This window comes from Adlercreutzia muris (assembly GCF_041223505.1).
GTDB classification, from domain to species: Bacteria; Actinomycetota; Coriobacteriia; order Coriobacteriales; family Eggerthellaceae; genus Adlercreutzia; species Adlercreutzia muris.
In genome coordinates this window covers 198661-214260 of record NZ_JBCLQK010000003.1, presented here as the reverse complement: position 1 = coordinate 214260, position 15600 = coordinate 198661, and the positions used below count along the sequence as shown (strand labels likewise).

Genomic DNA, 15600 nt, shown 5'->3' with positions numbered 1-15600 from the left:
GGAGGGCAACGGGAAACGGAGGGCCTACTCCGGGTCGCCGTAGAGGGCGAAGACGCGACGACGCTCGGCGCCGATGGTGGTGAGGCTGTTGTGGCCGGGCAGCACGGCCGTATCGTCGGGCAGGGCCGCCAACTTCTTCAGGGACGCGCGCATGTCCGCCATGGATCCGCCCTCGAAGTCGGTGCGGCCGATGGTGCCGGCGAACAGGGTGTCGCCGGAGATGAGCACCGGCAGCCCCTCAGGGTGGTTGCCGAACTGCGGGATGTTGAACAGGCAGAGGGAGCCGGGGGTGTGCCCCGGCGTGTCGATGACCTTCCATTTCATGGAGCCCACTTCCACGATGTCACCCTGGGCCACGATGCGGTCCACCGGGCAGGGAACGCCGCGGCTGGCCAGGTCGACACCGGAGGGATTCTCGATCTGAGGCGCATCGAGCGCCGAGGCGATGACCGGGGCGCCCGTGGCCCTGCGCAGGGCCGCTGCGGCCCCGGTGTGGTCGAAGTGGCCGTGGGTGAGCACGATGGCGCCCAGCCTCGCGTCGCCCAGAGCCGCGAGGATCTTCTCGGCATCGCAGGAGGGATCCACCACGAAGGTGCCCTCTCCGTCGGAGACGAGGTACACATTATTGGCAAGCACCCCCATCACCATATATCTCACATCAACGCACAGCCCGCTCACTTCGTAGATATCCGTCGCCATTGCTCGTCCTTTCAATTTGGATCTCAATTAACCGAATCGCATCATTGGCCAAAGCCAGCGAGGGTCCGACCGGCGCCTGATACGGCGCTGCCTTTGGGCCAAGCGCCCTTTGCGCCGCGCCGAACCCAAAACAAGGGCAGATCAGGTGCCTGTCGGAGCCGCGGCGTCGGCGCCACGTTCGGCTACTTAGCCGACCGGGACCCATTGGGCATCATTCTATGGGCATCGAAGACACCGTCCACGTCGGTCAGGCGCTTCGTCATGCGCTCGATGACCGACAGATCGCTCAGCTGGAACAAAAAGCGCATCTCCACCATGCTGTCGCGATGGGTGGTGGTGTTGCAGGACAGCACGTTGGCCCCCATCTCGGAGATCACCCGGGTCACGTCCAACAGCAGGTTCATGCGGTCGAGGGCCTCGATGTAGATCTCCACCTGGTAGGTGGCCGCTGCCGAGGGGCTGCCCTCCCACTCCACGTCGATGATGCGCTCGGGATGACGCTTCAGATCGATGGCGTTGGGACAGTCGGCCCGGTGCACCGACACGCCGCGGCCCCGGGTCACGAATCCCAAAATATCGTCCCCGGGCACAGGGTTGCAGCAGCGCGACAGGCGCACGAGCACATCGTCGACCCCCTTCACCACAATGCCCTGGGAGGTGTGGGTCTCGTGCTTCTTGGGGCGCTTCACGCTCGTGAGCATGGGGGGCATGATGCCCGTGGAGGAGGCCGAGGAGCCCACCGAGGGCTTGCCCGCCTCCTCGTTGCCCTTGTCCACGAGGATCTTCAGCAGGCGGTTGCTCACATGCTGGGCCCGCTCCTTGCCGGCGCCCACCTGCACGAACATATCGTCGGGATCCTTGAAGCCCATGGCCTCGGCCACCAACTTCAGCGCCCGCAGCGACTGGGCGTTGGAGATGCCCAGGCCGTGCTTGCGCATCTCCCGAGCCAGCATATCGCGGCCCATCTGAAGGTCGTCGGAGCGCGTCACCTTCGAGAAGTAGGAGCGGATCTTGCTACGGGCCGAAGGGGTCTTTACCAGCCCCAGCCAGTCCCGGGAGGGTCCGGCGCTCTTCTGGGTGAGGATCTCCACGCGATCGCCCACCTGCAACTTGTAGGAGAGGGGCACGATGGAGCCGTTCACCTTGGCCCCCACGCAGTGGTTGCCCACCTCGGTGTGGATAGCGTAGGCGAAATCGATGGGGGTGGAGCCGGCCCGCAGGGAGATGACCTCGCCCTGGGGCGTGAAGACGAACACCTCGGAGTTGTCGAGGTCCATCTTGAGAGACTTCAAAAACTCCCGGGAGTCCTCGGTCTCGTCCTGCCAGTCCACCATCTGGCGCAGCCACGCCAGCTGGGCGTCCAGGTTGTCCCTACCGCCAGGGCGCGAGCCGCCCGTCTCCTTGTAGCGCCAGTGGGCCGCCACGCCGTACTCGGAGTTGCGGTGCATCTCCTCGGTGCGGATCTGCACCTCCAAGGGCCGGCCCGTCGGGCCCATGACCGTCGTGTGCAGCGACTGGTACATGTTGAACTTCGGCATGGCGATGTAGTCTTTGAAGCGGCCCGGCATAGGGTGCCAGATGGTGTGCACCGCGCCCAGGGCCGAGTAGCAGTCCTTCACCGAGCTCGTGATGATGCGCACGGCGATGAGGTCGTAGATCTCCGAGAAGCCCTTTCCCTTCTTGGTCATCTTCTGGTAGATGGAGTACAGGTGCTTGGGCCGGCCCATGATCTGGGCGGCGATGCCGAGCTTGTCCATCTCGTCGTGGAGCACTGCGATAACATCGGCCAGGTACTTCTCGCGCTCGGCACGGGACTCGGTGACCATGCGGGACACCTGCTTGTACTTGTTGGGCTCCAGGTAGAAAAAGGACAGATCCTCCAGCTCCCACTTGATGGAGTTGATGCCGAGACGGTGGGCGATGGGAGCATAGATCTCCAGGGTCTCGCGGGACTTGAAGATGCGCCGATCCTCCCGCAGGGCCGCGAGCGTGCGCATGTTGTGCAGGCGGTCGGCCAGCTTGATGACGATGACGCGGATGTCCTTGGACATGGCCACGAACATCTTGCGGATGGTGGCGGCCTGCTCGTCGGTGAGCGACTCCACTTCAATGCGGGTGATCTTGGTGACCCCCTCTACCAGGGCGCGCACCTGGGGATTGAAGACGCGCTCCACCTCCTCGCCGGTCACCTTCGTGTCCTCCACGGTGTCGTGCAGCAGGGCCGCGGCGATGGTCTCGGCGTCCATGCGCAGGTCGGCCAGGATGATGCCCACCTCGATGGGGTGGATGATGAAGGGCTCGCCGGACTTGCGGCACTGGCCCGCATGGGCCTCGGCCGCGAACTCGAAGGCTCGCTTCAGCATGGCCTCGTCGGCCTCGTCCATGTAGGCGGCCGTAAGCCGTTGCAGCTCGGCGAAGCGGTCGGCGGGGGTGGAGGCCGCCGAGGCGGTCGACTGACCCGTGGGATCGGGGCGCCCGAGCAGGGCGTCCACGGTCTGCTTGGTGGCCGCGCCGCTCGGCGCGCCCGGGGCCGGGCAGGCGTTGATCTCGTCTCTCTCAGCGCTCACGGCGCTCCCCTTCCTCATCGTTGCGGCCGCTCTGCGGCACTATGGGATGCGACAGGCGCACGGTGAGCCCCTGGGCGTCGAGTCCCAGAGCCCAATCGCAAAAGCCGCCGAATCCCACTCTCTCGTCGATGCCCTCGCGGTAGCGCACCGAATCGGTGAGCTCCACGCGATCGGCGCGCTCCTGCACCCGCACCCACAGGGCCTCCCGGCCGGCTTCCCGCACGGTGCGCGTTTCGATGAGGCCGAGCTCTCGAAAGACCGCCAGGCCGCAGGCGGCGGACACGGGGCTGACCCTATGGAAGCCATCGGAGGCGCCATGGGCCAGATCAGCCGGCCCGGCGCAGAAGTAGTCGTTGGGGCATTCCCGCTGCAAATGGCGCAGGCGGCGGTACACCTGGGCCATCACGTCGTGGTCCGGCGTGGCCTCGGCCAGGATGCGCTCGTTCAAGGCCGCGTCGCCCCGGCCGTAGAGCAGGTGCACCCAAGCGGGCTTCCCGTCGCGGCCGGCCCGGCCGCTCATCTGATTGAACTCCACATCGCTGAAGGGCAGGTGGTACAGCACCACGTGGCGGATGTTGGGGATGTCCACCCCCTCGCCGAAGGCCGAGGTGGCCACGAGCACCTTCAGGTCGTCGTTGCGGAACAGCTCCTCCACCCGTTGGCGCTCGGCCCGGGACAGCCCGGCGTTGTAGAAGCCGATGAGACAGGCGAGCTGGGGCACCCGGCGCCGCAGCAGGCGGGCGAGTGCCACGGAGTGCTCCCGCGAGTTCACGTACACGACGGTCTTCTCACCGGAAGCCACCAGGTTGGCCAGGTAGTCGTCCCGATGGGCGATGTTGCGCTGATCGTCCAGGTACAGATTGTCGCGGCCCGTCTCGTCGATGACCGACGCGCTCAGGGGCAGCACGTCCCCGATATCGGCGGCGATGCAATCGTTAGCCGTTGCCGTCACAGCAAGCACCGTGGGCTCCCCGAGCCGCGCGAGCGCCCGGCCCAGCTGGGTGTAGGCCACGCGCTGGCCGGCCTTGGCCTGGCCGATATGATGGGCCTCGTCCACCACGACGAAGCGGATGCGCCCGGAGGCGGCCAGCTCATCGGTATGGAACATGAGGTACTCCGGGGTGGTAAGCACGATGTCCACGGTGCCGTCGGCCAGCCCCGCGTACACTCGGGCCCGCTCCTCAGGGGTGCTCTCCCCCGTGATGACCGCGCTCGCGATGCCGAAGCGCTCCAAGCCGGCGCGCAGATGGAACACCTGGTCGGCGATGAGGGCCCGCAACGGGTAGATGAACAGGCTCGCCTCGCGGGCCGCCAGGGCGCGCACGGCGGCGTGCACCTGGAAGCACAGCGACTTGCCGCGGCCCGTGGCCATGACGGCGAAGGTGGACTGGCCGGCGGCCAGGGCATCGAGGATGCGGCGCTGGGCCGGATGCAGGGGCGCCTCGCCGATGATGGCGGCCACGAGCTGCGCCTCCAGCCCCGCCGGATCGCGCTCGGCCACGGCCTCCCAGCGCCGGCGCACCGCCCCCAGGTCCGGGGCCCCGGCATCGGGCATGACCTCGCGATCGGGGGCGTCACCGTTGCCGGTCCCATCGCGTTCGGCGAAGAGCTCCTCGCAGAAGGTGCGGGCCTCCGGGTCGAGGCAGGCCTCCAGGGCACCGCAGGTGCGGGCCGGGGCGATGGTCTCCAGCATGGCCTTCACCGAATGGCGGCCGCGCCATTCGTCGATCTGCACCGTGAAGGCGGCATCCACCACGGCATCGTTCACGAGCAGCGCCTCGATGGCGGCGCAGTGGAACATGATGCCGGCCACGGAGGCCCGGCCGTTGGTGAGGGTGCAGGCGAAGTGGTCCTTGGTCTGGCCCACGGCCCGGGTGTTCGCCAGAGTGACGTTGCGGGCGAGAAAGACCGGCTGGGGGTTCTCCTGGCCGAAGGGGGCCAGGCGGTCCACCATGGCCACGGTCTCCAGCGTCAGCTCGTCCAAGCTCACAGCGGCGTCCACGGTGGTGAGGGGATGAAAGGCCGCCTCGGGCAGCCGCTGCATATAGGCGTCGAGCCCCTCGGCGAAGGCGCGCAGGTTCTCCACGGGAATGGTGACCCCCACGGCGGCCCCGTGGCCGCCGAAACGGGTGGTGAGGTGCGAGAGCGACTCCACGGCCTCGAACAGGTTCACGTTGCCCACCGACCGGCCCGAGCCCCGGGCCTCGTCGCCGTCCACGGTGAACAGCAGCGAGGGCACCCCGTAGGTGTTCACGAGGCGGGAGGCCACGATGCCCTTCACGCCCTCGTGCCAGCCCTCGCCGGCCACCACCAGGGCCCGCTGGCCGCGGTAGATCTCGCTGGCCTGAGCGCGGGCGATGTCGGAGAGCTCGGCCTCGATGGCCCGGCGCTGGTTGTTCACCTCTTCCAGGCGCTCGGCCATGACGCAGCACTCGCCGTAGTTGTCGCACATGAGCAGATCCAGGGCCAAGTCGGCGTTGCCCATGCGCCCGGCGGCGTTCAGGCGAGGAATGAGGGAGAAGGACAGGTTGGTGGCGGTCATGGGCTTGCCGGCCTGCCCCGTGGTGGCCAGCAAGGCCGCGATGCAGGGCCGCGGGTTCGCATTCATGCGGGCCAGGCCATCGGCCACCAGGGCACGGTTCTCGTCGCGCATGGGCATGAGATCAGCCACGGTGCCCAGGGTGGCGAAGTCGGTGTAGCTGCGCCACAGGTGCGGGAACCCGAGGCGCGCGCCGAGCATCTGCACGAGCTTCAGGGCCACGCCAACGCCGGCCAGAATGGCGCTCGGGCAGCCCGGCTCCATCTTCGGATCGGCCACGCACACCCCCTCGGGCACCAGGTCGGCGGCCTCGTGGTGATCGGTGATGTACACCTCGATGCCGGTCTTCACGATCTCGGCCACCTCGTGTTTGCAGGCGATGCCGCAGTCCACGGTGACGATGACGTCCGGCTCCAGCTCCCGGGCCCGCTCGAAAGCGGCGGCCGTGATGCCGTAGCCCTCCTCGAAGCGACGCGGGATGAAGGGGAAGGCGCAGCCACCCAGGGCCCGCAGGCCGCGGGTGAGCACCGTGGTGGCGGAGATACCGTCCAGGTCGAAGTCGCCGAATACGAGGATGCGCTTCCTCCCCTCGAGGGCCGCCGCCAAACCGTCGGCCACCTCGGGCAGCCCGGGAATGTCGCGGGGGTTCAGCCAGTCGCGGTCGAGCGAGGGGCTCAAGAAGTGCCGCGCCGCCGCGGGCGTGTCGATGCCGCGTCCGACGAGGGTGGCGGCGATGAAGCGGGGCAGGGCCAGCTCGCGCTGGAGGCAACGGACGGCCTCGGGAGCGGCTTCCCTGATACTGAACTGGGCGGTCATGGTGACAGGCTACCTAACATGCTCAAACTCTTGTGTCTTACCGTCCATTTTCGCACAAAGCGCTCACGCTGTCACCGCCGCGGCCGCGCTCGTTACAATCCACAGAACACATCGCACCGGGACATCGCCAGAAAGGACGCCGGAGCTCTTGAGGCCAAAACGACCCCAATGTATGGATTGTGCGACCTGCAGTGAATGCTCTTCTTGTATAACCCCAGTTCAATCCCTTGAATCATTTTTGTTCACCACAGCATACCCATACATTGGGGCCGTTGTTGGCTCTGGCTGGCCATCCACGCGCAGCGGCTCACCCGCCGAAAACAACCGGGGGTCGCCCCAACAGACGGCCCCCGGCTCTCGAGGGGCGTAAACGGCAGTGCTACCTAGCCGCCGCCTTCAGAAGATCGAGCACCGCATCGGGAGTCACGGCACCCATGACGGCCTCGGCCAGGGCGCGAGCCTCCTCGTGGTTCCACCCGGCGATGGCGGCGCGGGTGGCCAGAATGCTCGCGGGGCCCACGCTGTACTCCGTGAGCCCGAAGCTGATCCACAGCGGAATGAGCAGCGGATCGGCAGCCGCCTCGCCGCACATGCCCACAGGAATACCCGCCGCCGTGCCGGCGGCGATGACCGAGCGGATGGAGCGAAGCACCGCGGGGTTGAAGGCGGAGTACAGGTAGCGCACCCGATCGTTGCCGCGATCCACCGCCATGGTGTAGCCGGTCAGATCGTTCGTGCCGATGCTGAAGAAGTCGGCCTCGGCCGCCAGCGCATCGGCCATGAGGGCCGCCGCCGGCGTCTCGATCATCACGCCCACGGGCACGTCCTTGTTGCAGGCGACGCCCTCGCGGGAGAACTCATCGGCGTAGCGGCGGATGAGGGCGCGCACCTGGCGCAGCTCCTCCACGCCGGTGACGAGCGGCACCATAATGCGCACGTCCCCGAAGGCGCTCGCCCGCAGAAGCGCCCGCAGCTGGGTGCGGAACACGTCCTCGCGGGCCAGGCAGTAGCGGATGGCGCGGAAGCCCATGAAGGGGTTGTCTTCCTTCTCCAAGCCCAGGTAGGGAATGTCCTTGTCGCCGCCGATGTCCAGGGTGCGGATGATGACGGGGCGCCCCTTCATGATGAGGGCCGCCTGCTGGTAAGCGCGGAACTGCTCCTCCTCGGTGGGCATCGCGCCGCCGTCCATGAACAGAAACTCAGTGCGGAACAGGCCCACGCCCTCGCCGTCGTTGTCCACCACGGCTCGGGCGTCCTCCACCGAGCCGATGTTGCCGAACAGCTCCACCTGGCACCCGTCAGCGGTGATGGTCTTCTTCCCCACGAAGCGCTGCAGAGCCTCCTTCTCGCGGCGCAGGGCCTCCTGGCGCACGCGGGCCGCCGCAAGCTCGGCCTCGTCGGGCGCCACGGCTACCGCGCCCTCGCCGCCGTCCACAATGACCTGGGCGCCCTCGGGCAGCTTCCGCACCGCATCCGGCACGGCCAGCACGGCGGGAATCTCCAGGGCACGGGCCAGGATGGCCGAGTGGCTCGTCATGCCGCCGGTCTCCGTCACGATGCCCACGACGTTGTCGCGGTCGAGACCGGCGGTCATGGAGGGCACCAGATCGTGGGTGACGAGCACGGTGCCGCGGGGCACGCGGGACACGTCCACCTCGCGCACGCCGAGCAGCTGGCAGAGCACGCCGCTCTTGATGTCGCGCACATCGGCGGCCCGCTGGCGCGTCAGGTCGTCGTCGGCGGCCTCGAACATGACGGCGAAGGTCTCGCATACCGTATCGAGGGCCGCCTCGGCGCACTGGCCGCCGTCGATGAGGTTGTCCATCTCGGCCACCATGAACGGGTCGGAAATCATGAGCACATGGCCCTCGAGGATGGCGGCCTCGGCATCGCCCACGCGTTCGCGCACCACCTCGGCCTTCTCGCGCGTAAGCGCCGAGAAGGCCTCGATGGCGCCGTGCAACCGGCTCTTCTCCGCCTCGGCGTCGGTCACCTCCACTACCTCGTAGGCAAGGCAGGGCTCGGCGATGACCATCACCGTGCCGATGCCCAGCCCCGGCGAGGCGGCAACGCCCGCAAGCGCGGCCATGGGGCTACTCCCCCAGGCCCGACTCGATAAGCTGGATGGCCGCGTCGAGCGCCGCCTGCTCGTCGGCACCCTCGCAGCGCACCTCGACCTCGGTGCCGCACTTGATGCCGGCGGCCACGATGGCCATGAGGCTCTTCGCGTTCACTTCCTTGTCCGCGGCCACGATGGTGACGTCGCTCGCGAAGGGCGCCATGGCCGAGGCCAAAACGCCGGCCGGGCGCATGTGCAGGCCGCTGCCGTTGGTGAGGGTGATCGTCTGGGAAACCATAGTTCTCTCCTTGTCGTCAAGTCGAATGCTTCTGTCTGTCGCCGAGCGCTCGTGCCGGGATGCCTGTACCGGGGCGCTCCTGCCGGGTGCTCCCGCCGGGGCACGTGCACCGGAGCGCTCCCGCCGAAACGCTCCCGCCGGGACCCGCGCCGGAGGCTCTTGCCGCCGCCTTAGGCCTCAGTGCGCTTCTTCTTCAGCAGCGCGAGCATGAACATGCCCGCAACCGAGCCGACCGCAAGGGCCACCAGGTACATGAGCGCACCGCCGATGACGGGCACCACGAAGATACCGCCGTGGGGCGCCATGAGCGTGCAGCCGAAGAACCAGGACAGGCCGCCGGCCACAGCCGAGCCCACCACGCAGGAGGGGATGACCCGCAGCGGGTCAGAAGCGGCATAGGGAATGGCGCCCTCGGTGATGAACGACAGGCCCATGATGTAGTTCACCGGGCCGTTCTTGCGCTCGTCGGCCGTCCAGCGGTCCTTGAAGAAGGTGGTGGACAACGCGATGGCGATGGGAGGCACCATGCCGCCGATCATGACCGAGGCCATAATCTGGAAGCTGGCGTCGGTGCCGAGGGCGAGCATGCCGGTGCCGAACACGTAGGCCGCCTTGTTGAAGGGGCCGCCCATGTCGATGGCCATCATGCCGGCAAGGATCATGCCGAGCACAACGCCGAAGTTGTTATCGGAAAGCCAAGTGAGCGCGTTGGACATGCCGGTGTTGATCATGCCCATGAACGGGCCGACCGCGCACATGATGACGGCGATGGCCCCCAGGCCCGCCAAAGGATAGATGAGGATCTGCTTGATGCCGGCCAGCGAGTCGGGCATCTTCTCGCACAGCTTCTCGATGCCGAGCATGGCATAACCGCCCGCGAAGCCCGCGAGCAGGCCGCCGAGGAATCCCGAGGGAATGTCGCCGCCGGGCAGCCCGAAGGTGGAGCCGAGCGTGGCCATGAAGCCGCCGACGAAGCCCACCACCAAGCCGGGACGGTCGGCGATGGACTGGGCGATGTAGGCGGCGAGGATCGGCACCATGAAGCTGAAGGCAAAGCCGCCGATGGTCTTGAACCAGGCCGAGATCGGCGTGCCGGTGCCGAAGTTGCCGTCCTGGGGCACCCCGGCGATGCCGTCGATGAGGAAGGCGAGCGCGATGAACAGGCCGCCAGACACCACGAAAGGCAGCATATGGGAGACGCCCTCCATGAGATGCTTGTAGATCTTGCGACCGGCGCTCTCGCCCGCCTCGTCCTCGGCAGCCGCGGCGTTCGCGCCGCCGGCGTGGTGGTACACGCGCGCGTCGCCCGCCAGGATGCGGTCGATGAGCTCGTCGGGCTTGTTGATGCCGTCGGACACCTTCACAATGACCGCGGGCTTGCCGTCGAAGCGGGCCATTTCCACTTCCTTGTCGGCGGCCACGATGATGCCGTCGGCAGCGGCGATTTCCTCGCGGGTCAGGCGGTTCTTGGTGCCCCCGGTGCCGTTGGTCTCGGCCTTCAGGGCGATGCCGCGCGCCTCGGCGGCCTTCGTGAGCGCCTCGGCGGCCATGTAGGTGTGGGCGATGCCCGTGGGACACGCCGTCACCGCCAGGATACGGAAGCCGTCGGCCTTGCCGTGCTCCTCAGCGTAGGCGGCCTTGGCGGCGTCGATGAGGGCCTCAGTGCCTTCCACGTCGCCTTCCATATCGGCTTCGGCCTCGGCCTCCACTTCGTCGGCGAAGCGCTCGCGCTCCTTCGCGTCGATGGCGGCGAGGAACGCCTCGGGGGTTTCCGCTGCCATGAGCTGGGCGCGAAAGTCGAGGTCCATGAGGATGGTCATGAGCCGCGAGAGCACCTCCAGGTGCACATCTCCCCCGTCGTCGGGCGCGGCGATCATGAACAGCAGCGTGGAGGGAGCCCCGTCCGGAGCGCCGTAATCGACCCCGGCAGGCGCCGTCATGGCCGCCAGGGACGCCCGCTTCGTGGCCGCCGTCTTCGCATGGGGGATGGCGATGCCCTCGCCCACGGCCGTGGTGCCCTGGTTCTCGCGGGCGATGATGGCCTCGCGGAAGGCCTCCTTGTCGTTGAGGTTTCCGGCTCTATCATGCAGCTCCACGAGCTGGGCGATGGCGCCGGCCTTGTCGGCGGGCGCGCTGCCGATGGCTATGGCCCCGGGTTGAAGCAAATCGACAATTCTCATAGACGAACCGCACTCCTTTCAGTTGCAGGGTTCCACGAAAGTGACGGGAAGCAGGTCGGATACCTGCCCCGCCGATGCCAAAGAGGGAGAGAAAGCCGTGGCGGAGCCGGCCGCCAGGCCGAGGCGCAGGGCGTAGACGGCGTCGTCCGCGCCAGGGCAGAGCGACTCGCGGCCGGGAAGGGAGGCTCCCGCGAGCCCCGCCAGAAAACCCGCCACCATGGAATCGCCCGCGCCCACCGAGTTCACGAGGGCGCCCGCCGGGGCCGCGCCCCGGGCGATAAGCCCCTTCGCGTCCACCAGCAGCGCTCCGGCCGCACCGCAGCTGACGAGCACGAAACGGGCGCCAGCCCGGGCAAGGTCGCGCGCGGCAGCTACCACGGCGGCCTCGTCGGCGGCATCGCAGCCGGCCAGCTCAGCCAGCTCGTGGTTGTTGGGCTTTACGAGGAAGGGCCGTGCGGCGAGGGCCTCGGTCAGGGCAGCACCCGTGGTATCGACCACGCACCGCGCGCCGTGCTCGGCGGCAGCCGCGGCCAGATCGGCGTAGAGGTCCGCCGGGCAGCCCGGCGCCAGGGAGCCCGACAGCACGAGGCAATCGTCCGAGCCCAACCGCTCGATGCGGCGACGGAGCGTCGCGATGGCGACCGGGCCCACCGCCGGGCCGCAGCCGTTGATCTCCGTCTCTTCCAACGAGCCGTCGGCGCGGGGGCGCTTCATCTTCACGTTGATGCGGGTCTGCCCCTCATCCAAGCGCACGAAATCGCAGGGGACGCCGGCGGCCTCCACGCCTTCCACGAGCGCCGTGCCCGTAGTGCCGGCGATGAACCCGGAGGCGCACGCATCTTGGCCGAAGCGGTGCAGCATGGTGGCCACGTTCACACCCTTGCCGCCGTAGGACAGATCATCAGCCGCTGATCGGTTCGTGACGCCCTCGGCGAAAGCGGGCAGGCGCATCATCCAATCGAGCGCCGGATTGCACGTGACGGTGAGAAACATTGCGGTCCTTTGGGTCGACCCTAGTCTGCCAGGGCGCAGTATAGCACCGTCGTCCAACCCTGCCCGGGAAAAGCGCCGAGTTTTTCACACCCCGCCAAGAAGCCCGCACGCCGCCGCGGGCAAGGCGCACCCCGCTGCGGGCGACCCCCTCCATCGAACGGAGCCGCCTAGCGGTTATCCACCTTCTCGGGGTACATGTCGTGCTGGGTTAAGCGCTCCCAGGCCACCTTCTCCCACGGCGTGCCGGCACGGCCGTAGTTGCAGTACGGGTCGATGGAGATGCCGCCGCGGGGCGTGAACTTGCCCCACACCTCGATGTACTTCGGATCCATGAGCGCGATGAGGTCCTTCATGATGATGTTCATGCAGTCCTCGTGGAAGTCGCCGTGGTTGCGGAAACTGAACAGGTACAGCTTCAGGCTCTTGGACTCCACCATGCGCTCGCCGGGCACGTAGGAGATGTAGATAGTAGCGAAGTCGGGCTGGCCCGTGATGGGGCAGAGACTCGTGAACTCGGGGCAGTTGAACTTCACGAAATAGTCGTTGCCCGGATGCCTGTTCTCGAAGGTCTCGAGCACCGAGGGGTCGTAGTCGGTGGGGTACTGGGTGCCCTGGCTGCCCAAATGCGTCACGCCACCGGCGCGCGTCTCCTCCTCATCGCGGCCAGAGGTCCCGGCCGCCGAGGCGGACGCGGAAGCCTTCGCGGCCGAGGCGGACACGGAAGCCCTCGTGGTCTTCTTCGACGAGGTCTTCGCGGAATTCGCCCCCTTTGCGGGCGCGGCCTCCGTCGCCTTTGGGGCCGCGCCGCCTGCCGAAGCCGCGGCCTTCGCCTTCTTAGCCGTGCTGGCAGCGATCTTCTGGCGCTTCACCGCATCCACGTAGTGCTGAGGCGCCGTGGCCGCGCGCAGTCCCTCCTCGCGAGCGCTGGCCAAGTCGATGGTCTCGCCGCCGCGGGTCGCGGCCCGCGCGGACGACAGGGTCGCAGCAGGCTGCTCCCGCTCCAGATGGGCCGCGATGGCGGCCAGGGCCGAGGAGTCCACCGACCCCTCGGTGCTCGCCGTTGCCGTCCCGTCGGCGTCTTCTCCGAACAGCGCTTCGGCCATTTCCATCGGTTTCATGGGCTATCCCTTCAACGCGGGGTCTTCAACGTGGTTGGCGGCGAAGGCGGCCGCCCGGTCGATGCAGGTGGCGCACGCGCCGCAGGGGGCCGCGCCGCCCTCGTAGCAGGACCAGGTCAGCTCGTAGGGCACCCCAAGCGTCAGCCCCTCGGCCACGATATCCGCCTTCGACCAGGTCACGAACGGGGCTTCCAGGCGCAGCTCGCCGCCGGTGCCCTCGGCGATGGCGGCGGCCATGGCCTCCACGAACGCCGGAGAGCAATCGGGATAGGCAGCGCCGGCCCAATCGTCGTGATGGGCGCCGTAGAGCACTACCGAGCAGCCCAGGGAAAGGGCCATGGAGGCCGCCGAGGACAGAAACAGCCCGTTGCGGAAGGGCACGTAGGTGCTCACGACGCCCCCCTCGGCCGTCTCCTGTTGCTCCCCGTAGGCACCCGTGGGCACCGCCTCATCGGAATGGGCCAACAGCGAGCAGGCGCTGTCGGCGAAGATGGCCTCCAAGTCCAGGAAGCGCTGCCCCACCCCGTAGTGGGCCGCCACGGCCCGGGCTGCCTCGATCTCTCGGATGTGCCTCTGCCCGTAGCTTATGGACAGGGCGTACACGTTCTCGGCCCCGAAACGGGCCACGGCCCCGGCGAGCAGCGTCGTGGAGTCCACGCCGCCCGAGCACAGCACGAGGGCTTTTTCCTGCATAGTCACGCTTCCTTCTTTCGTTCCAGAGGGGGCGGCCCGCCCGGCGAAGGGCCCCGCCACGCAGGCGCCCTCCCCAAGCCGCTGCGCGGGATGCCCGCAGCGGCCTGACGCGCCCCTCGCTCCTTGCGGTCTCAGACGCCCCGGCTCTCGTTTGGCCAGATGATCTTGTGCAGCTGCAGCTGCAAGCGGGCGCGATCCAGACCGCGCTCGATGAGGTAGGCTGCAATGGCGGCCGGCTCCAGGGCGCCCCATACGGGACTCGCGAGCACCGTGCAGCGGTCCCACAGCCCCGCCTCGTCGGCCATACGCTCCATGAAGACCAGGTCCTCTTCGCTGCCCACGACGAACTTCACCGCATCGCGCTCGTCCAGCACATCGTAGTTCTCCCGCCGCATGGCAGCCGACACGGCCTCGCCGGCCGTAGGCGTCTTCCAATCCACGGTGAAGTGCAGGCTGCCCGGCAGCCCCGCCTCGGCGGCCGCCTCGCGCAGATGGGCCATGGGCCCCAGGTCGCGAGAGCCGTTGGTCTCGATCTCCACCCGCAGGGGCCGCGGGCTCTCAACCGATAGCAGCGCCTGCACCAGATCGGGCAGGTAGGGCTGCAGCAGCGGCTCGCCGCCGGTGAGGGTCACGCAGGACACGCCGGTCTCGGCCACCCAGGCCAACAGCTGGGGCACGCTCCACCCCTCCACCTCCACGAGGGGGTGGTTCGCCCAGCGCGTATCGCAGTAGGTGCACCACATGTTGCAGCCGGCGAACCGAATGAAGGCCGCTGGCCGGCCGGAGGCCAGCCCCTCCCCGTTCAGGCTCACGAACTTCTCGGCCACGGGAAACAGCTGGGCCCGGGCCGCGATGGTGTGGCGGGCCTGGTGGCGCTCGGCATCTAGCAGGCCGTCGTTCTCTTCCTCGGGAACCATGGCCCTACGCGTCCTTCCGATAGAAGGCGCAGTTGTTCGGCGTCTCGTAGACGTCCACCTGGGCCACGGGCAGCCCTTGGGCGGCCAGCTCGTCGAAGAACCACTTCGCCAAGTTCTCGGCCGTGGTGCGGAAGGGCACGGTGAACAGCGCGAAGCCCTCGCGCTCGAGGCAGGCCAGCGTATCGGGGGCAAGCGAGCCCTCCTCGATGATGAAGTGATGGTCGAGCCGCTCGGTCAGCGACCGCAGGGCGCCCTTGAAATCGCCGAAGTCAACCACCATATCCTTGCAGGTGCCCTCGGTCTGCAACTCGGCAACCTCCAGATAGGCCACCACACGCCAGCGGTGCCCGTGCAGGTTCTCGCACTTGCCATGGTAATCAGTCAGAAAATGAGAGGCGTCGAAGCTGCTCTCGGTCTTCAATCCGTACATATCGAATTCTCACCAATCTACGAACATTTGTATGATATACTATCCCACGCAGGGAGCACTCAGCCCACTGCATTCACCCCGCAACCATGCTAGCTAGGAAAGGGGGTGATGCAGATGAGCGAAATGCTGGCCTGGGCCCAAGTCTTGGTTGGAGTTGCCACGTTTATCGTAGCCGTTCTGGCTCTGATAAAAGAGAACCCGCCGAATAACGGCGGGAACTCCAACAACAAAGACGAGGACTAGGCACCCTCGTCGAAGGGCGCGCCGCTTGGGGCGCCCTTCTTTAGGCAA

At 67.7% G+C, this 15600-nt stretch carries 12 protein-coding genes; 1 reads left to right on the top strand and 11 read right to left on the bottom strand.

Annotated elements, in window-relative coordinates; all coding sequences use genetic code 11:
* Nucleotides 1-24 precede the first annotated feature (24 nt).
* The 11 genes from AAK988_RS04635 to AAK988_RS04585 all read right to left on the bottom strand — a co-directional run bounded on the left by AAK988_RS04635 (nucleotide 25) and on the right by AAK988_RS04585 (nucleotide 15309).
* Complete coding sequence (locus tag AAK988_RS04635; protein WP_135971000.1) at nucleotides 25-699, bottom strand: MBL fold metallo-hydrolase; 675 nt, start codon at nucleotides 697-699, stop codon at nucleotides 25-27.
* A gap of 182 nt (nucleotides 700-881) precedes the next feature.
* The gene (locus AAK988_RS04630) at nucleotides 882-3191 is read right to left on the bottom strand and encodes a RelA/SpoT family protein (protein WP_242369133.1); all 2310 of its coding nucleotides are present in this window, start codon (nucleotides 3189-3191) and stop codon (nucleotides 882-884) included.
* 64 nt (nucleotides 3192-3255) lie between these two features.
* Nucleotides 3256-6621, bottom strand: a complete 3366-nt coding sequence (recJ, locus tag AAK988_RS04625) for a single-stranded-DNA-specific exonuclease RecJ (RefSeq protein WP_369872920.1) — start codon at nucleotides 6619-6621, stop codon at nucleotides 3256-3258.
* Nucleotides 6622-7000: 379 nt separating this feature from the next.
* A complete protein-coding gene (ptsP, locus tag AAK988_RS04620; RefSeq protein ID WP_369880461.1) occupies nucleotides 7001-8710 on the bottom strand; it encodes a phosphoenolpyruvate--protein phosphotransferase in 1710 nt (569 codons plus the stop codon).
* 4 nt (nucleotides 8711-8714) lie between these two features.
* Entirely contained in the window at nucleotides 8715-8978 is a 264-nt protein-coding gene (locus AAK988_RS04615) for an HPr family phosphocarrier protein (protein ID WP_369880460.1), read from the bottom strand.
* A 170-nt stretch (nucleotides 8979-9148) separates the two neighbouring features.
* Entirely contained in the window at nucleotides 9149-11158 is a 2010-nt protein-coding gene (locus tag AAK988_RS04610) for a PTS fructose transporter subunit IIABC (RefSeq protein ID WP_369880459.1), read from the bottom strand.
* Nucleotides 11159-11176: 18 nt separating this feature from the next.
* Nucleotides 11177-12151 carry a 1-phosphofructokinase family hexose kinase gene (locus tag AAK988_RS04605; RefSeq protein WP_369880457.1) on the bottom strand — a complete coding sequence of 325 codons (975 nt, stop codon included), beginning with the start codon at nucleotides 12149-12151 and terminating at the stop codon, nucleotides 11177-11179.
* Between the two features lie 167 nt (nucleotides 12152-12318).
* Entirely contained in the window at nucleotides 12319-13269 is a 951-nt protein-coding gene (gene queF, locus AAK988_RS11320; protein ID WP_440132283.1) for a preQ(1) synthase, read from the bottom strand.
* Nucleotides 13270-13272: 3 nt separating this feature from the next.
* Nucleotides 13273-13962 carry a 7-cyano-7-deazaguanine synthase QueC gene (gene queC, locus AAK988_RS04595; protein ID WP_369880456.1) on the bottom strand — a complete coding sequence of 230 codons (690 nt, stop codon included), beginning with the start codon at nucleotides 13960-13962 and terminating at the stop codon, nucleotides 13273-13275.
* 131 nt (nucleotides 13963-14093) lie between these two features.
* A complete protein-coding gene (locus tag AAK988_RS04590; protein WP_369880454.1) occupies nucleotides 14094-14879 on the bottom strand; it encodes a radical SAM protein in 786 nt (261 codons plus the stop codon).
* A gap of 4 nt (nucleotides 14880-14883) precedes the next feature.
* Nucleotides 14884-15309 (bottom strand): 6-pyruvoyl trahydropterin synthase family protein, encoded by a 426-nt coding sequence (locus AAK988_RS04585; RefSeq protein WP_369880453.1) that lies wholly within the window; start codon nucleotides 15307-15309, stop codon nucleotides 14884-14886.
* Between the two features lie 114 nt (nucleotides 15310-15423).
* Between AAK988_RS04585 and AAK988_RS04580 the strand changes: the two genes are divergently transcribed.
* Complete coding sequence (locus AAK988_RS04580; RefSeq protein ID WP_257475574.1) at nucleotides 15424-15552, top strand: hypothetical protein; 129 nt, start codon at nucleotides 15424-15426, stop codon at nucleotides 15550-15552.
* The last annotated feature ends 48 nt before the right edge of the window (nucleotides 15553-15600 follow it).